Origin of the sequence: Pseudomonas edaphica, assembly GCF_005863185.1 — a bacterium.
Taxonomy (GTDB): Bacteria; Pseudomonadota; Gammaproteobacteria; order Pseudomonadales; family Pseudomonadaceae; genus Aquipseudomonas; species Aquipseudomonas edaphica.
Window position 1 is genome coordinate 1 of sequence record NZ_VBVZ01000059.1, and the last position, 17,831, is coordinate 17,831.

19 protein-coding genes are annotated in these 17,831 nt (G+C 59.7%); 11 read left to right on the forward strand and 8 right to left on the reverse strand.

Annotation, left to right across the window (positions count from 1 at the left end; genetic code table 11):
- Positions 1–94 precede the first annotated feature (94 nt).
- On the reverse strand, positions 95–1,282 hold the full coding sequence (locus FEM54_RS06235) for a molybdopterin molybdotransferase MoeA (protein ID WP_138450037.1): 1,188 nt from the start codon (positions 1,280–1,282) through the stop codon (positions 95–97).
- Between the two features lie 22 nt (positions 1,283–1,304).
- Positions 1,305–1,844, reverse strand: a complete 540-nt coding sequence (gene moaB, locus FEM54_RS06240; protein ID WP_017136189.1) for a molybdenum cofactor biosynthesis protein B — start codon at positions 1,842–1,844, stop codon at positions 1,305–1,307.
- A 76-nt stretch (positions 1,845–1,920) separates the two neighbouring features.
- Between moaB and mobA the strand changes: the two genes are divergently transcribed.
- Positions 1,921–2,523, forward strand: a complete 603-nt coding sequence (mobA, locus tag FEM54_RS06245; RefSeq protein ID WP_017136188.1) for a molybdenum cofactor guanylyltransferase MobA — start codon at positions 1,921–1,923, stop codon at positions 2,521–2,523.
- A 79-nt stretch (positions 2,524–2,602) separates the two neighbouring features.
- The gene (locus FEM54_RS06250; protein WP_017136187.1) at positions 2,603–2,824 is read left to right on the forward strand and encodes a YgdI/YgdR family lipoprotein; all 222 of its coding nucleotides are present in this window, start codon (positions 2,603–2,605) and stop codon (positions 2,822–2,824) included.
- A gap of 56 nt (positions 2,825–2,880) precedes the next feature.
- On the opposite strand, the gene FEM54_RS06255 is transcribed toward FEM54_RS06250, so the two are convergent.
- The 3 genes from FEM54_RS06255 to FEM54_RS06265 all read right to left on the reverse strand — a co-directional run bounded on the left by FEM54_RS06255 (position 2,881) and on the right by FEM54_RS06265 (position 5,208).
- Entirely contained in the window at positions 2,881–3,771 is an 891-nt protein-coding gene (locus FEM54_RS06255; protein WP_017136186.1) for a pseudouridine synthase, read from the reverse strand.
- A gap of 71 nt (positions 3,772–3,842) precedes the next feature.
- A complete protein-coding gene (locus FEM54_RS06260; RefSeq protein ID WP_003189932.1) occupies positions 3,843–4,178 on the reverse strand; it encodes a hypothetical protein in 336 nt (111 codons plus the stop codon).
- A 118-nt stretch (positions 4,179–4,296) separates the two neighbouring features.
- Entirely contained in the window at positions 4,297–5,208 is a 912-nt protein-coding gene (locus tag FEM54_RS06265; RefSeq protein ID WP_138450026.1) for a LysR family transcriptional regulator, read from the reverse strand.
- A 166-nt stretch (positions 5,209–5,374) separates the two neighbouring features.
- Between FEM54_RS06265 and lysA the strand changes: the two genes are divergently transcribed.
- Positions 5,375–6,697, forward strand: coding sequence for a diaminopimelate decarboxylase (gene lysA / locus FEM54_RS06270; protein ID WP_138450028.1), 1,323 nt, complete (start codon positions 5,375–5,377; stop codon positions 6,695–6,697).
- A 49-nt stretch (positions 6,698–6,746) separates the two neighbouring features.
- On the opposite strand, the gene FEM54_RS06275 is transcribed toward lysA, so the two are convergent.
- A complete protein-coding gene (locus tag FEM54_RS06275; RefSeq protein WP_017136184.1) occupies positions 6,747–6,983 on the reverse strand; it encodes a glutaredoxin family protein in 237 nt (78 codons plus the stop codon).
- Between the two features lie 89 nt (positions 6,984–7,072).
- Positions 7,073–8,281: an ammonium transporter gene (locus FEM54_RS06280; RefSeq protein WP_138450029.1), complete on the reverse strand. Its 1,209-nt coding sequence runs from the start codon at positions 8,279–8,281 to the stop codon at positions 7,073–7,075.
- Positions 8,282–8,633: 352 nt separating this feature from the next.
- Between FEM54_RS06280 and FEM54_RS06290 the strand changes: the two genes are divergently transcribed.
- The 8 genes from FEM54_RS06290 to FEM54_RS06325 all read left to right on the forward strand — a co-directional run bounded on the left by FEM54_RS06290 (position 8,634) and on the right by FEM54_RS06325 (position 17,420).
- Positions 8,634–8,948 carry an ElaB/YgaM/YqjD family protein gene (locus FEM54_RS06290; protein WP_017136182.1) on the forward strand — a complete coding sequence of 105 codons (315 nt, stop codon included), beginning with the start codon at positions 8,634–8,636 and terminating at the stop codon, positions 8,946–8,948.
- Positions 8,949–8,953: 5 nt separating this feature from the next.
- The gene (locus FEM54_RS06295) at positions 8,954–9,343 is read left to right on the forward strand and encodes a phage holin family protein (protein WP_017136181.1); all 390 of its coding nucleotides are present in this window, start codon (positions 8,954–8,956) and stop codon (positions 9,341–9,343) included.
- A complete protein-coding gene (locus FEM54_RS06300) occupies positions 9,340–9,672 on the forward strand; it encodes a hypothetical protein (RefSeq protein ID WP_017136180.1) in 333 nt (110 codons plus the stop codon). Before FEM54_RS06295 ends, FEM54_RS06300 begins: the two co-directional genes overlap by 4 nt.
- A gap of 92 nt (positions 9,673–9,764) precedes the next feature.
- Entirely contained in the window at positions 9,765–10,928 is a 1,164-nt protein-coding gene (locus FEM54_RS06305; protein ID WP_138450031.1) for an EAL domain-containing protein, read from the forward strand.
- Positions 10,929–10,999: 71 nt separating this feature from the next.
- Positions 11,000–12,331 (forward strand): deoxyguanosinetriphosphate triphosphohydrolase, encoded by a 1,332-nt coding sequence (locus FEM54_RS06310; RefSeq protein ID WP_138450032.1) that lies wholly within the window; start codon positions 11,000–11,002, stop codon positions 12,329–12,331.
- Between the two features lie 166 nt (positions 12,332–12,497).
- Complete coding sequence (locus FEM54_RS06315) at positions 12,498–12,893, forward strand: response regulator (RefSeq protein ID WP_138450038.1); 396 nt, start codon at positions 12,498–12,500, stop codon at positions 12,891–12,893.
- A gap of 256 nt (positions 12,894–13,149) precedes the next feature.
- A complete protein-coding gene (locus tag FEM54_RS06320; RefSeq protein WP_017136176.1) occupies positions 13,150–13,776 on the forward strand; it encodes a response regulator transcription factor in 627 nt (208 codons plus the stop codon).
- An 8-nt stretch (positions 13,777–13,784) separates the two neighbouring features.
- Positions 13,785–17,420, forward strand: a complete 3,636-nt coding sequence (locus tag FEM54_RS06325; protein WP_138450034.1) for a transporter substrate-binding domain-containing protein — start codon at positions 13,785–13,787, stop codon at positions 17,418–17,420.
- Between the two features lie 25 nt (positions 17,421–17,445).
- Here the strand turns inward: FEM54_RS06325 and FEM54_RS06330 are convergent.
- The coding region (locus FEM54_RS06330; protein WP_138450035.1) for a GAF domain-containing protein at positions 17,446–17,831 on the reverse strand (386 nt) is incomplete at its 5' end.

Here is a 17,831-nt window from a genome sequence, read left to right on the forward strand (position 1 = left end):
GCTGGCTTGCCTGCGATGGCATCAACCGGGTGTACCTGACACTCCGCGGTGTCTGCATCGCAGGCAAGCCAGCTCCCACAGTCGGTCTCTATTGTCAGTTCAGGACTTCACTCAAGGGAATGAAATTGACGCGGTCGCCAATATCGAGTGTCGTCCCCTCCAACACCTCCACAAACCCTTCGGCCCACGCCGCGCTGCGTAGCACGCCGGAGCTCTGGTTGCGGTAGATAATCGCCCGGCCCTGCTCGATACGCCCGCGCAGGTACTCGCGGCGGTTGCCCGGCTGAGGCCACACGAACCCCACCGGCACGTCGAAGCGCAGCGGCGCCACGTCCTGCACGCCTTGGCGGCGCAGCAGATAGGGCCGGGCCAGCAGCGCAAAGGTCACCAAAGTCGACGCCGTGTTGCCAGGCAAGCCGATCACCGGCACACCGCGAAAGTGCCCGAAGGTCAGCGGTTTGCCTGGTTTGATCGCAAGTTTCCACAGGGCCAGTTCGCCCTCTTCGCGCAGGGCGATGCCGAGAAAGTCCGCCTCGCCGACCGAGACACCGCCGGTGGACAGGATCAGGTCGACACTGCCCAGGCTTGCCAGGCGTGTGCGGGTCTTTTCCAGGTCATCCGGAAGAATCCCGGCATCGATCACTTCACAGCCCATGCGCACAAGCCAGCTGCACAACACACGCCGGTTGCTGTTGTAGATCTGCCCCGGCCCCAGCGGCAGGCCGGGTTCGATCAGTTCATCGCCGGTGGACAGCACGGCCACGCGTACCCGGCGCACCACACTTAAACAGTCATGCCCGAGGGAAGCAGCCAGGCCCAGCTCTATCGGGCCAAGCCGGGTGCCTGCGTTTAGCACCAACTCGCCGACCGTGGTTTCCTGGCCTTGGGGGCGGATGTTCTGGCCGGCCCGCAAGCGCTCGGTGAAGCTCACGCGGTCGTCGGCGTGGACCACGGCGTTTTCCTGCATCTCTACACAATCGGCGCCTTCGGGCACGGGCGCGCCGGTAAAGATGCGCGCGCAAGTGCCGGCCGCCAGTGGCTGCGGTGCCTGGCCGGCGAAGATGCGCTGGCTCACGGGCAGCGGCTCGCCGGTCCAGTCCGACAGGCGCAGGGCGTAACCGTCCATGGCGCTGTTGGGCCAGGGCGGCAGGTCGAGGGTGGAGACCAAATCTTGCGCCAATACGCGGCCATCACACTCGGCCAAGGGCTGCACGTCGTGCTCGCGAATCGGCGTTGCTTCAGCCATGTCCAATAGTTGCTGCAGCGCTTGTTCCACCGGCATCAGTGCACCGGACTTGCCAGGCTTATCCACGGGATTCGCAGGGTTCGGCCTGCTTCAGGTGCGGCACAAAGTTGCACGGGCGGTGGCGGTTATCCAGTTGCTCGGCAAGGATGCCATCCCAACCGGTGCGCACCGCGTTGGTCGAACCCGGCAGGCAACACACCAGCGTGCCATTGGCCAGGCCGGCCAGGGCGCGTGATTGGACGGTGGAGGTGCCGATATCAGCCACGGAGATCTGGCGGAACAGCTCGCCAAAACCATCGACCTGCTTGTCCAGCAGGCAACTGACGGCTTCGGGCGTGCTGTCGCGGCCGGTGAAGCCGGTGCCGCCGGTGATCAGCACCACTTGCACCACGTCTTCGGCGATCCAGTGGGCGACCTGGGCGCGGATTTTGTACAGGTCGTCCTTGAGCAGCACGCGCTCGGCCAGGTTGTGGCCGGCGGCGGCCAGGCGATCGACGAAGACCTGGCCGGAGGTGTCGGTGTCCAGGGTGCGGGTGTCGCTGACAGTCAGCACAGCGATATTGAGGGGTACGAAGGGCGCATCAGCCTTGGCTTTCATGGCTTGGTCCGGTTGTCGAATGAACAGCCCGATGTTATATCACAGGCCCCTATTTGCCTGCCGCTGCGGAACCACCATGTCGCTTGATTCTTCGCCCCTGCCTTGTTCGATCCTGCTGCTGGCCGGCGGCCGTGGCCAACGCATGGGCGGCCAGGACAAAGGCCTGCTGCCCTGGCACGGCCAGCCATTGGTTGCACATTTGCAGCGCCTGACCCGACCGCTGACCAATGACCTGATCATCTCGTGCAACCGCAACCATGAGCAGTACGCGCCCTATGCCGACCAGTTGGTGAGCGACGACAGCCCGGACTTCCCCGGCCCGCTGGCGGGCATCCGCGCGGGCCTGGCCGCCGCGCGCCATGCGCATGTGCTGATACTGCCGTGTGACGTACCCAACATCGACGTGGGACTGTTGGCCGATTTGTGTGAGACGGCACACCGCAACCCGCAGGTGCCGGTGATGGTACGCCATGGCGAGTTCTGGGAACCCTTGATCTGCATCATCCCCACCCACCTCAAAACCCAGGTACAACAGGCATGGGACGCCGGTGAGCGCAGCCCGCGCAAGATATTCCTGCAGTTGGGCGGTGTGGGCCTGGAATGCCAAGCTGACGACCCACGCCTGGCCAATCTGAATACACCCGAGCTGTTGCACCCTGGGTCTGGCGTGTCAGAATGAACCTCGCACAAGGAACTTTGTCGACGCCATGCGCGTCACAAGGTCAGCTATTTAAAAGAATTCTCTTGGAGACAAACTCATGACTCAACGGACCATCGCCGCTCTCATGCTTGCACTGGGCCTCGCCACTCTCGCCGGTTGCGCTTCGCCTACAGTGATCACCCTGAATGACGGTCGCGAAATCCAGGCCGTCGACACCCCTAAATACGACAAGGCTTCGGGCTTCTACGAGTTCGAACAACTTGACGGCAAGCAGACCCGTATCAACAAGGATCAGGTTCGCACCGTTAAAGACCTGTAAGTCTTAAGCGTTTGCCCACAATGCCCGCCATGTGCGGGCCTTGTCGTTTCTGGCGGTTACCAGTCGAGGGTGATGCGGCTGCGAAAATGGCGTTGTTCACCGGTCACCGGGTCAATAAAGCGCACGCCCTGGGCCAGCAGTTTGAGTGGGTTGGCGTAGTCGTCCTCGGCATCCTTGAGCACATCGGGGTAGAACGGGTCGTTGCAGATACTCGCCCCCAGCGCCGTCATGTGCACCCGCAGCTGGTGCTTCTTGCCGGTCACGGGGAACAGGCCGTAGCGCCACAGATCGCCATTTTTCTCGCGCACTTGCACCGCCGTTTCGGTGTTGCTGGCGCCCGGCCCTTCCTGCATGCGAAAGAACGGCTGGCCATCGACCAGGCGACTTTTATGCACCAGCGGGAAGGTCAGGTCGGGTAAGGCCGGGGCAATGGCTTCGTAGAATTTATCGATGCGCCGTGTGGGAAACAGCTGTTGATACGCCGACCGGGTTTGCGGGTTGGCCGAGAACAGCACCAGCCCCGCCGTGTGCCGATCAATGCGATGCAGGGGCACCAGCGCGGGGTTATCCAGGCGACGAATCAGGCGGCGCAACAGGGTTTGCTCGACGTATTCGCCGGCCGGGGTCACCGGCAGAAAGTGTGGTTTGTCGGCCACTACCAAGTGCTCATCGGCATACAGGATGCTTTCCTGAACCGGGATCACCTTCTCATTCGGCACTTCGCGGAAATAATAAATGCACAGGCCTTCCTTGTAGGCGAGGTCCAGGCTGATCGGCTGGCCATTGATGTCCAAGACGCGGCCACGGGCGACGCGGTCCAGCCAGTGTTCACGGCTGATCGCCGGAAAGTGCTCGCACAGGCAATCGAGCACCGTCGCCCAGGGGCCGGGCGGCAGGTACAAGGTGCTGGCTTGATGCTGGGAAGCAGAGAAAGCGGATGTGGACATGCAATGCTCGAAACCTGGATAAACCGGCAGGCATTATCCCGCATGGAACGCGATTGGGCCTAGGGCGGATCTCAGGCCTTGGCCAATTGCGCTCGCAACACCGGCGAGGCGCTGGCCGCCTCGGTAAATTCCTTGAGCCAGCGCAACACGTCCACCGCTTCCCAGCGGCCGGGATCGTAGAGCGCGTACAACAAGCCCTGGTAACCCACCACGTCCAACTGCTTGTGGTAACCGGCGCGCTGGAACAACGCCTCGATCTCGGCAAAGCAGGTATTGAAATGCACTTTGTTAAACGGCGTCTTGCCTTCCGTGACCAGGCCGTCGAGGCGCAGCTCATTCACCGCGTCGCGCACGACGTCGGCGGACATGCGATTGACGCTGCTTTTCAGTTGTTCAACATTCACCACGGGCGTTCCCTCTATTCAATCGCTGTACAAACATACAGTAACTTAATATTCGGAAACTCGCCATCGCGAAAACGCGCCTGTGCAATCAAGACCACCCGTGCGCGACCAGTGGGCCTGCTCAGAGGTTCTGCAACTGAGCACTTATGCGCTGACAATGGCTGCGCAGCACATCCACAAAGTGAATGACGCTGGACGATTCAGGGCGGTGCAACGGCCGCACGACACTCACACAGTAAGAAATCGAATGGGAAAAACGTCGGATCTGCAAACCTCTGCCTACATAGTCCAGAGCGGTGAGCGGATTGACGATTGCTACGCCCACACCCAGGTTTACGGTCGCACACACAGCGCTGGCGTTATGCGTTTCGACCACCAGCCGTCTCTCAATGCCCGCCTGCTGAAAGATCGCGTCGGTTTTGATCCTGTAGGGGTCATCCGCCGCAAGGTAAACAAAGTTTTGCCCAATGAAGTCCTCTGGCGTGAGGACTGCTTTTGCATTGAGCACATGATGAGAAGGCAATACACACACCACATCAAGGTTTAACAAGGTTTCGCTGTGGGTTCCAGGTGGTGTCTCAAGGGTTTCAGTCAGCCCCAAATGATAACGCTGAGCCGTCAGTGACTCTTCCAGGGCAGGAGATTCCTGCGGCGTGACATTGATGCTGACACCCGGGAACTTAATACAAAAATCCTGGCAGACCTTTGGCAGCAAGGCATTCGAAAACGCAGGCTGGCAGGTCAGCGAAATTTGCCCATGGCGAAAGTGCCGGATGGCCTCAGCGGCGTTCTTGACGCGAGCCAGGCCCACATAGCTGCGCTGAACTTCATCGAAGAGCATCAGGCCATGCTCGGTGGGAATCAGTTTCGCGCCCGCGCGTTTGAACAAGGTCAACTGAGTCAAAGTTTCAAAACGACTCAGCTCGCGGCTGATAGTGGGCTGCGAGGTATGCAGCAATGCCGCGGCAGCGGTCGCACTGCCGGTGGTCATGACCGCCCAGAACACTTCCACATGGCGAAAACTGAAATTCATGAGCACACCCACGCGCTGAATTGAATGGGTCGAACCATATCAGAAATGAATAGATGGCCATCATTTTGATATTTTTTCTTTATTTTTTCGCCATGCACACTTGCATCGTCTGCGCCGAGAAAGTTGTCAGTGCGTTTAGTCGGAGTCATCCAATCGAGGTAGGAAGATGGACCATTTTAATTTTATCAACGGCCATTTACATGTAGAGCAAGTGGATGTAAGTGCCATTGTCGAACAGCACGGCAGCCCTGTTTATCTCTATTCAGCACAGACGCTGAAAAATCACTATGCCGTACTACAAAACGCATTTTCTGCACTGGCGCCTTTGATTTGTTTCTCGGTTAAAAGCTGCAGCAATCTCAGCGTCCTCAAGCTCTTGGTCGACCAAGGATCCGGCCTCGATGTGGTCAGTGGCGGTGAACTGTACCGGGCACTGATGGCAGGCGTGACCGCAGACAAGATAGTGTTCGCGGGTGTCGGCAAGTCCCACGAAGAAATCAGCTATGCCGTTGACGTGGGCGTATTCCTTTTCAATGTGGAGTCCGAGGCAGAGCTGCTGCGCCTGGATGCGGTAGCGTCGGCGGCCGGCAAGCGTGTAAAGGTGGCCATTCGGGTCAATCCGGATGTGGTGGATGCCGGTACCCATGAGAAAACGGCCACTGGCGGCCGCCAGACGAAATTTGGCATACCGATTGAACGCGCCTATGAACTGTTTACCCCAAAGCGTTACGCGAGCGTCGATGTCGTTGGCATCCATATACATCTCGGGTCCCCGATCCCATCGGCCCACACCTACTTGTCTGCCCTCGACAAGATTGAAGAAATGGTCAACCGGCTTCAGGCCGCTGACTGCCCGATTGAGTTCATCAATATCGGCGGTGGGTTTCCAGCGCAATACAGCACCGAAAGCAATCCCGTCTGTTCATTGACTGAAACGGGATCGCATATTTGTGGGCGTCTGCAAGAACTGAAACGCCTAGGTCTGCGCTTCATCATTGAGCCGGGCCGTTCGATCAGCGCGAACGCGGGCGTTTTACTCACCACGGTCGAGTACATCAAACAAGGCTGGGATCGCAAGATTGCGATTGTTGATGCGGGTATGAACGTCCTGCTGCGCCCCACTTTATACGGCGCGAATCACGTCATCTGGCCAACCCGATTTGGCGACTTTTCCGGCCATTGGACGGCGTTGAGCGAGAGCGTCCGTGAGGCGGGAGCCGCGCCTCTGGAAGAGGTCGACATTGTTGGCCCCATTTGTGAAACCGGCGATCACTTCGCATTAGGCCGGCCCTTGCCCGTACTGGAGGACGCAAGCTTGTTGGCGATTTTCTCATGTGGTGCTTATGGGATGAGCATGGCCAGCCAATACAACTCCCGAGGCCGCCCACCAGAAGTGCTGGTGGAGGGAGCACACGCCAAATTGATACGGCGGCGCGAAACCCACGATGACTTGATCGCGCATGAGCGCTGCGGTCTGGAGAACACTTAAAACGCTTGAACAGCCAAAGCCTGGTGGTCGGCAAGCCACCGGGCTCGCGCTATTTAAGGAAGTTGACCACCTGTTCGGCCTCGAATGGCCAATCCAGCTCCGCGCCTGTATCGGCGCGCCGAAGCACCGGGATGCGCAGCCCGTAAACTTCAGTGAGGTCATCGGGGTCAGTGATATCCACCAACTCCACCAGCAACCCGCCCTCGACGAGCGGCATGATTTCGGCTTCAGCAAGCTCACAGAGATGGCAACCCAGGGTGCCGAACAACTGGCATTCAGGAAGCATGGCGAATGGACCCGATCAAAAACAGGCAACCATTCTAAGCCCACCCACCTGACTGTGGCGAGCGGGCCAGCCTGTTGCCAGACAGTCGATCAATCCTGGCTGACCGCACCAATTTTGTGAATCGACAGATCCGCGCCGTAATACTCCTGCTCCTGACTCAGACGCAGCCCGTGCACGCGCTTGATCACGCCGTATACCAGCAAGCCGCCGCCCAATGCCACGGCCACGCCCAGCGCGGTGCCGATCAACTGGCTGATCAGGCTGACGCCGCCCAGGCCACCGAATGCGGTCTGGCCAAAGATCCCGCAGGCAATGCCGCCCCACACACCACACAGGCCATGCAGCGGCCATACGCCCAGCACGTCGTCGATCTTCCAGCGATCCTGGGCGGCAATAAAGCACCACACGAACAGCCCACCCGCGACCACGCCCGTGACCAGCGCGCCCACCGGGTGCATCAGGTCGGAGCCGGCGCAAATCGCCACCAGCCCTGCCAGCGGGCCGTTGTGCAGGAAGCCAGGGTCATTGCGGCCGATCACCAAGGCCGCGACCGTACCGCCGACCATCGCCATCAGTGAGTTGACGGCGACAAGGCCGCTGACACCGTTGAGGGTTTGCGCGCTCATCACGTTAAAGCCGAACCAGCCGACGATCAGAATCCACGAACCCAACGCCAGGAACGGAATGCTCGAAGGCGCAAACGCGACCAGCCGCCCTTCCCTGTAGCGCCCGTTGCGCGGGCCCAACAGCAGCACCGCCGCCAGCGCCAGCCAGCCGCCCATGGCGTGCACCACCACGGAACCGGCAAAGTCATGGAAGCTGGCGCCAAAGCGCGCGAGCAACCAGGCTTGCAGGCCAAAATTGCCGTTCCACACCATGCCTTCGAAAAACGGGTAGATAAACGCCACGATCAGCGCGGTGGCACACAGCTGCGGGGCGAACTTGGCGCGTTCGGCAATGCCGCCGGAAATGATCGCCGGGATCGCTGCCGCGAAGGTCAACAGAAAGAAGAACTTCACCAGGCCATAGCCGTGATCGGCGCTGATCACCGCGGCCGGCTGCATAAAGCTCACGCCATAGGAGATCCAATAGCCTATAAAGAAATAAGCCAGGGTCGAGATGGCGAAGTCACTGAGGATTTTCGACAGGGCGTTGACCTGGTTTTTCTGGCGCACGGTGCCGACTTCCAGGAACGCGAAGCCGGCGTGCATGGCCAAGACCATGACCGCACCAATCAGGATAAACAGGGTATTGGAGCTGTGGACGAGGGTGTCCACTGCGCTTTGCAAATTTTCCATGGAGGTTGGCAGGCCTGCATTCAAGGCAAAAAGCACCAAAGCGGTTCAAGCCAGGGTTGCGCGCACTAAATTGGCACCACCGGCACCGCCCCTCTTGAGAGGGCGTGAACCGCTTTAGCGCAGCGATCAACACAATGGGCCGTTGCCGACAGGGTTTTTCCGCGAGTTTGTGTGATTTAGGGTAAGGTTTTTCCAGGCATTGGCCTCGATCCGCCCCGACTCGGCGCAAGCCCCAGGGCCTGCGCACCAAGGCAAAGCAAAAGCTGTACCAGACAATTGAAGTGAACCTTCACCGAAACCGGTGACTCGAAACCACACGTACCAAACAGATCAGCCAATCACGGAGATACCCATGGCCAGAAGAACTGCAAAGACTGCTCAAGAAATACTGATGGCGGATTTCCAAACCCTGGTCAGTGACACCGAAAAGTTGCTCGACGATACCGCCGTGCTGGCCGGTGACCAGGCCGATGAGCTGCGCAGCAAGATTCACGAAAGCCTGCTCAAAGCCCGTGAAACCCTGCAACTGACCGAAGATTCCCTGCGTGAACGCGGCCAGGCGGCGGTCACGGCCACCGAAGATTACGTGCAGGCCAACCCTTGGCAGTCTGTAGGCATTGCCGCCGGCGTGGGCTTTTTGATCGGTCTGCTGGCTACAAGGCGCTAACTATCATGTCTATCGGCGAAACCGGCTCGTCCACGGGCACCAGTTCCACTTCACGACGCCTGGGCGCAGCCGTTCTGGGCTTGCTGCACAGCCACGTCGAATTATTTGGCATCGAGTTGCAGGAACAGAAGGCCCGCACCGTGAGCCTGCTGCTGTTTGCAGGCTTGGCGCTGGTGTTTGCGCTGTTATTGCTGGTGGGGTTGTCGACGTTGGTGATGATTCTGGTGTGGGACACCGGCTATCGTCTCACCGGGATTATCTGCCTTTGCGTGTTCTACAGCCTGGCCGCGGCCTTCTGCGGGGTGCGCTTGAAAGCGGCGGTGTTCGATGAGTCCACGCCCTTCCACGCCACCCTCGAAGAGCTGGCCAATGATCGGGAGCGCCTGCTGCCATGAGCATGACTGAAATCCCGCAAAACACCTCGCGCCGGGAAATGCGCAAGGCGTTGATTCGCCTGCGCATGGAAATGCATCGCCAGGAGATCCGTCACGAGTCCCAGCAACTGATGGCGCCGTTGAACAAAATGCGCGACATGCGCCACAACTGGCAAGACAGCCTGGGCATCAAGCACGCGCCGCTGTGGGGCGTGGCGGCGGTGACCCTGATGGGCTTTTTCACCGGCAAGGGCGCCAAGGGCGGCGGCATCAGCAGCCTGACGCGCCTGGTGCGGCTGGGTGCCGGTTTGATCCCGCTGATCAAATTGGCCATGCAGCGTAAAGGCTGAAGCTGGCTGGCTGCATTCTTGCAAACAGAATCGGCCCGGCCCTCGTCACTGAGGGCCGGGCCTTTTTTCGCCAGCTCTCTTAAGGAGGCCCCGTGATCGACGGGCAACCGCTCGCCTGTTTCCAGCCATTCATCGACACCGCCACCGGGCGCATTGCCGGCGTCGAGGCCCTGGGCCGCCTACGTCAGGCCGATGGTCACTTGCAGTCGGTGGGCCCGCTGTTTGCCGACCCACGCACACCGGGTGTGGCCCTGCGCCGTCTGGACCGGCAGATCCGCGAAAACGCCTTGAGCCGCCTGCATGAAGCACCCGCCGACTGGTTTCTGAGCCTGAATATCTCACCGCGCTGGATCAACCGCCTGCGCCCTGGCCAAGCCTTGCCCAGCCTGAAACAAGTGCAGGCGCACAATGTCGATCCGCGGCGCATTGTGTTTGAAATCACCGAGCTGGGCGGCGACATCCAGCGCCTGGCCGAGGTGGTCGCACGCTATCGCGACGCTGGCGCACGCATCGCCATCGATGACTTCGGCGCCGGCTATTCGCAACTTGACCGCGTACTGGCGCTGCAGCCGGACATTCTCAAGCTCGACATGCGCCTGTTCCAGGAAGCCGCCAAAGGCGGGCCGAGCAGTGACGTGGTGCGGGCACTGGCGCAAATGGCCGAAAAAACCGGCTGCTGGATCATCGCCGAGGGCGTGGAAACCGAGGCGCAACTGAATTTTGCCCTGGAGTGCGGCGCACGTTATGTGCAGGGCTATCTGTTTGCCCAGGCCCAACTGGACTGGTTTGCGGCCGATGCGTTCGTCGCGCGCTTTGCCCAACTGCGCGGGGTTTACGTGCAACACAAACTCGCCGAGCGTGGCCGTGTGATGCAGTTGCGCGTGCAATTGGCCGAGCTGATGAGCATCCTCCAACGCTGGGCACAGGACCGCGCGCCGCTTGATCATCTGCCCCAATTGCCGGACTTCCCGTGGCTGCTGCGCTTTTACCAGTGCGACCGCCATGGCACCCAGCTGACGCCCAACTTCGAGTGGCGCCAGGACGCCTGGCAGGCCGACAGCCGCTACCTGGGCCACAACTGGTCATGGCGGCCGTATTTCTATCACCTGCTCGCCGAAGGCTGGGAGGAGCGGCGCCTGACGCTGTCGTCGACCTACCGCGATGCCACCACCAACCAGTACTGCCTCACCGCCGGACAATTCTTCGATAACGGTCAGCGCTTGCTGTTAATCGATATCGATGCGGCGGGCCTGTAGATTTTTGCTTGCCGATGCCGCGCTGAACCGGGAAGCTGGGAGGGTCATTCACCGCACGGAGAGTAACCGCCTTGGATTGGCCCACCCTGCTTACCCGCGAACGTCTTGGAAAACCCCTGCACAGCCCGGAAGAACTCGGCCGTAGCCCGTTCCACAAAGACCACGATCGGATTATTTTCTCCGGCGCGTTCCGCCGCCTGGGCCGCAAGACTCAAGTGCACCCGGTGTCCAGTAACGACCATATCCATACACGTCTGACCCACTCCCTGGAAGTCAGCTGCGTCGGCCGCTCCCTTGGCATGCGTGTCGGCGAAACCTTGCGCAGCGCCCTGCCCGACTGGTGCGAGCCAAGCGACCTGGGCATGGTGGTGCAATCGGCTTGCCTGGCCCATGACATCGGCAACCCGCCGTTCGGTCACTCGGGTGAAGATGCTATTCGCCATTGGTTCCAACAGGCAGCCGGACGCGGCTGGCTGGATGACATGAGCACGGCCGAGCGCAATGACTTCCTCAATTTCGAAGGTAACGCCCAAGGTTTCCGGGTGCTCACCCAGCTGGAATACCATCAGTTCGACGGCGGCACACGCCTGACCTACGCCACCCTCGGCACCTACCTGAAGTACCCCTGGACCGCCCGTCACGCGGATTCGTTGGGCTACAAGAAGCATAAGTTCGGTTGTTATCAGAGCGAGTTGCCGATCCTTGAACAGATCGCCCACAAGCTCGGCCTGCCCCAGCTGGAAGAGCAACGCTGGGCCCGTCACCCGCTGGTCTACCTGATGGAGGCGGCCGATGATATCTGCTACGCCTTGATCGACCTCGAAGACGGCCTGGAAATGGAGCTGCTCGAATATGCCGAAGTCGAGTCGCTGCTGCTCGATCTGGTGGGTGATGATTTGCCCCAGACCTACCGGCAACTGGGCCCGCAGGATTCACGCCGGCGCAAGCTGGCGATCCTGCGCGGCAAGGCCATCGAGCACCTGACCAATGCGGCGGCACGCGCCTTCGTCGAGCAGCAGGACGCATTGCTCGCCGGCACGCTGCCAGGCGACCTGGTGGAACACATGCACGGCCCGGCCAAGCGCTGTGTACTGGACGCCAAGGACATGGCGCGCAAAAAAATCTTCCAGGACAAACGCAAGACCCTGCACGAGATCGGCGCCTACACCACCCTGGAAATCCTGTTGAACGCGTTTTGCGGTGCCGCCCTGGAGCAGCATGGCGGGCGTACGCCGTCGTTCAAGAACCGACGCATCCTTGACTTGCTGGGCAACAGCGCGCCGAACCCAGCCTGGTCGCTGCACGCTTCGTTTCTGCGCATGATCGACTTTATCGCCGGCATGACCGACAGCTACGCCACCGAAATGGCACGGGAGATGACCGGGCGTTCCAGCCCACAGTAAAACCTTAGGTTATGCCGCCTGCGTCCCGTACAGACTTTACCTACGACGGGAACAGAGCGGCCTGATCGAATTCGCACATCCGCTCGAGGAATAATCGCGCACGCTTCTTGCGAACCTGACACGCAATTCCTACGTCACGCCCCTCTGACTGAGCCATGTGCCTTCTATGCCCATACCCCGTCTTCGAATCCTATTGGTGGAGGATCATCCCTTTCAACTCCTGGCCACGCAGTGCCTGCTCAAAAGCTTCGGTTTCGAACAACTGACCCTTGCGGAAAATGCCGAGCAGGCGATCCGCTCGATGTCTTGCGCCACCCGCCCCTTTGACTTGATGCTGTGCGATCAATGCCTGCCTGACCTGCCTGGGCTGGAACTGGTAGACATTGCCAGCCGCCAACACTTCATCACCGGCGCAATCCTGTTGAGCGGGCTGCCCGCAACAGAGTTGTCCAACCTGACACTCCAGGCCCGGCGGCGCGGGCTGCCCCTGCTTGGTTATTTATTGAAGCCCCTGAATAAAGATGCACTGACAGAGTTGATTGAGCCACTGCTCTCGTTATAACTGTAGGACTATAAACACCGTTCACCGGTAAACAATCGCCGCAAAACCATCGCCGAATCCCTGGCACGGCTCCAAGGCTTACTGATCCAACTATTACTTACATCCGACGACGCAAAGCCTTATCGAACCGTAGGTCGTTACCTTTTATTATGTAGGAATTCTCCTGTTTTATATCTACTCCCCCCAACGCTCGTCCTCCTCCCTCTTCTTCTGAGCTAATGTGCCCGCTTTATTTGCACTTGCATGGAATATGATTATGAACACGGTTTTTATCATTGATGATCACCCGGTTATCAGGCTGGCGATTCGCATGTTGCTGGAACACGAAGGTTATAAAATCGTTGGCGAAACGGACAACGGTTGTGACGCGATACAAATGGTTCGCGAATGCCTGCCCGACCTGATCATCCTGGACATCAGTATTCCAAAACTCGACGGCCTCGAAGTGCTCTGCCGATTCAACGCGATGAACACCTCGATGAAAACCCTGATCCTGACGGCCCAGAGCCCGACGTTGTTTGCCACCCGCTGCATGCGCTCGGGCGCAGACGGCTATGTGTGCAAGGAAGGCGACCTGAGCGAACTGCTGAGTGCCATTCGTGCGGTACTGTCTGGCTACAACTACTTCCCCAGCCAGGCACTCAATTCCAATGGCGCCGACAGCAAGGACGCACTGGAACTTGAATTATTCAAGGCCGTGAACGACCGGGAACTGATGGTGCTGCAACTTTTTGCACAAGGTCGTACAAACAAAGAAATCGCCAAAGGTATGTTTCTAAGTAACAAGACAGTAAGTACCTACAAAAAAAGGCTGATGCAAAAACTTAAAGCCAAGTCCTTGGTAGAACTTATCGAGATGGCAAAACGAAACGCGCTAGTGTGAGAAAGCGGATGCCAAGGCGTATAAAGGACTATCTGATTATATTATTGGCCGGCCTGTGCTTGAGCACTACCGTGCCCGCGGCCCCTCAAATCGGACCGGAACACTTCACCTTATTGAGCCGCGCGGGTACCGTTCAACTCGATATTCAGCTGGATAAGACCCAGCGCCAGTGGCTAATGTACAAACGCGAGCTGGTACTGGGCACCTCGGCACCCGACTATCCGCCCTTCGACCTCACCTCCAGCGGTCGCGACTATGAAGGCCTGACCGCCGATTACGCAGGGCTGCTGGCCAAAGCCATGGCCCTGCCCGTCAAGGTATTGCGTTATCCGACACGAGACGCCGCGATCCATGCGCTGGAAACCGGGGAAATCGACCTGCTGGGCTCATCCAATGGCTTTGAGGCCGCCAACCCGAAACTCATCCTGTCGCAGCCGTATGCGGTGGACCAGCCCGTACTGGTGACCCGCGAAGGTGAAACGCGCAGTTTAAGCGATGGTCTGGCCGGCCTGCGCTTGAGCCTTGTTTATCACTACCTGCCGCTGAACGAAGTGGAAAAGTTATACCCGCAGGCGGATATCCGCGCCTTTCCTTCCTATCAAAACGCGCTCAATGCCGTGGCGTTCGATCAGGCGGATGTGTTTCTGGGGGACACTATTTCCACCCATTACATGATCAACAAGGGCTACCTCAAAAATATCCACATGGCCAACTTCGGCAAGCATGAAGCCTATGGGTTCAGCTTCGCCTTGCGTCACGATCAGGAGGTTCTACAGAGCATCGTCGACGCGGTGCTGACGGCCGTCCCCGTTAATGAACGAGACAGCATTGCCAAGCGCTGGAGCGCCGGCAGCGACATCTTGCTGACCGACAAGAAACTGCAACTGACCCAGCGTGAAGAGCGCTGGCTCAAAGATCACCCGGTGGTAAAAGTCGTGGTCAATGAGACGTTCGCGCCGCTGACGTTCTTCGATGCCGACGGCAACTTTCGCGGTATTACCGCCGACCTGCTGGAACTGATCCGCCTGCGCACCGGCCTGCGTTTTGAAATACAGCGCAGTCGCGAAGTCAGCACGATGATCGAGCAGCTCACCACTGGTAAAGCCGATATCATCGGGGCCATCGTCCCCAGCACCGAACGCGAGGTTCAGCTCAGCTTCAGCCGCCCGTACCTGGAAAACTCCTACGTCCTGCTGACCCGCAAGGAGCCCGACGCGGCCACAAACCTGGAGCAGATGGCAGGCAAGCGCCTGGCAATCACCCTCGGTAACCCGCTGGAAAAAACCTTGCAAGAAAACTTCCCACAGATTCGCCTGGTGGAAGTCAGCGATACCTTCAAGGCCTCTGAAATGCTGGCTCAGGGAAGCGTGGACGGGGCCGTGAATTCACTGGTCATCGCCAACTATTTCCTGGCCTCCCAGGTGTTCCAGGACAAACTGCAGATCAGCGCCAGCATTGGCACGCTGCCCGCCACCTTCGCCCTGGCCACGCCGCGCGGTGCCGTCGAACTGAGCTCAATCCTGGACAAGGCGCTGCTGAGCATTGCCCCGGACGAAATGGGCGTGATCAACAGCCGCTGGCGCGGTTACACGCCAGCCTCGGACAGTTACTGGCGCAATTACCACCAACTGATTGCGCAAATCATCATTGGCACCGGGTTGCTGCTGCTGATTTCCCTGACCTGGAACGCCTACATGCGCCGCCAGATCAAGCACCGCAAAATGGCCGAGCGCGCCCTCAATGACCAGTTCGAGTTCATGCGCGCACTGGTCAATGAAACACCGCACCCAATCTATGTGCGTGATCGCAAGGGCCTGTTGCAGACCTGCAATGACAGCTACCTGCAAGTGTTCGGGGTCAAACGCGAAGAGGTCATCGGCAAGAGTGTGGTGCAAATGGACATGGCCCTGGCGCCTGAAGCCGCGCAGTACCATGCCGACTACCAACGGGTGGTGGTGGAAGGCACTCCGCTGATCCTTGATCGCACCCTGCACATTCACGGCAAAAAACTCACGATCTACCACTGGATCCTGCCCTATCGCGACTCGGACGGCGAAGTCCAGGGCATCATCGGTGGCTGGATCGATATCAGTGACCGGCGCCAACTGTTCGACGAGTTGCGCACTGCCAAGGAACGCGCCGACGAGGCGAACCGCGCCAAAAGCACCTTCCTCGCCACCATGAGCCATGAAATCCGCACGCCGATGAATGCCGTGATCGGGATGCTGGAACTGACGCTCAAGCGCGCCGATCAGGGCCATCTCGACCGTCCGGCTATCGAAGTGGCCTACAACTCGGCCAAGGACCTGCTGGAGCTGATCGGCGATATCCTCGACATTGCACGTATCGAATCCGGCCGCCTGAGCCTGGCTCCCGAGCGCGTGAACCTGCGCGAAGTGATCGAATCGGTGGTGCGCGTCTTCGATGGTCTGGCCCGCCAGAAAACCCTCAGCCTGTTACTCGAATTCGACCCCAACCTCGACAACACCGCCGTGCTGATAGACCCGCTGCGCTTCAAGCAGGTGCTGTCCAACCTGGTCAGCAACGCGATCAAGTTCACCGAGCGCGGGCAGGTGAAGATCAAGGTGCAGGTGCAAGCCACCGAGCAGCCCCAAGAGGTGCAGATGAAGCTGGTGGTCGAGGACACAGGCATCGGCATCAGCCGGGACGACCAATTGCGCCTGTTCGAACCCTTTGCCCAGGCGGACAACTCCGGGCACCTGGCCAGGAGCGGAGCGGGCCTGGGGCTGGTGATCTGTCGCAGCCTGTGCGAGATGATGGGTGGGCAACTGAGCCTGAGCAGCGTGCCAATGGTGGGCACTCAAGTGCAGGTCAGCCTGAAGATGACCTGCCTCAAGCCCATTGAAGCGCTGGACGAGCTCAAGTCTCAGGCGCCGACAGCCGCGGCGGTGCTCAATGTGCTGGTAGTGGACGACCACCCGGCGAACCGTTTGCTGATGTGCCAGCAATTAGGTTACCTCGGGCACCAGTTCACGGCAGCCCAACATGGCGCCGCCGGGTTTCAGGCCTGGCGCCAGGAGCACTTCGACCTGGTGATTGCCGATTGCAACATGCCCATCATGAATGGCTATGAGCTGAGCCGTTCGATCCGTGAATACGAGCAGCGAGAACAGCAGGTGCCCTGCGTGATCCTCGGTTTCACCGCCAATGCCCAACCCGAGGAGAAACTTCGCTGTGCGCAGGCGGGCATGAATGACTGCCTGTTCAAGCCCATCAGCCTCACTGCACTGGAGCAGCAACTGGCGCAGATCAAACCCCGATCCAGCGGCCAGCGGCTGGAACTCGATTGCCTGGACGCACTGACCGGAGGCGACCCGCAGTTGAGCCGGCGTTTGCTTGCGCAACTGTTAAGCAGCAGCCGTCAGGACCGCGAGGACCTGGTGGCCTTGATGGCCCGCCAGGCAGCGCCCCAGGCGATCATTGAGCAAGCCCACAAGATCAAGGGCGCCGCGCGCATCGTCCAGGCAAGTGCATTGGCCGCGCAATGCGAAGCACTGGAGCTGGCCTGCGCCCGCAACGAGGAGCGCCCCACGATAGACATGGGGGTCAAGGCCCTGGAAAAACTCATGCTGGAGCTGGAGAGGACGTTGCAAGTGCAGCTGCATAAGCTGGACAGCCAATAACGGCGGCCGACCCTCTCCTGCGGGATCAGCAGTCGGTCAACCGCAGGAAAATCGCCGCCAACTGCTCGATGCCCGCCTGGTCCTGCGCGGTAAAACGGGCCAGCGACGGGCTGTCCAGATCCAGGACACCCACCAGTAGGCCATCCTTGACCAAGGGCACCACCAGTTCGCTGTTGGAGGCACTGTCACAGGCAATATGGCCTGGGAACGCATGCACATCTTCTACCCGCTGGGTTTGCCGGGATGCCGCCGCCGCACCGCAGACGCCACGACCGAAGGGAATACGCACGCAAGCGATCTGGCCCTGGAACGGGCCAAGCACCAGTTCTTCATTGCGATTGAGGTAGAAGCCCGCCCAGTTCAAGTCGTCCAACTGGTTGAACAGGAACGCCGAGAACTGCGCACTGTTGG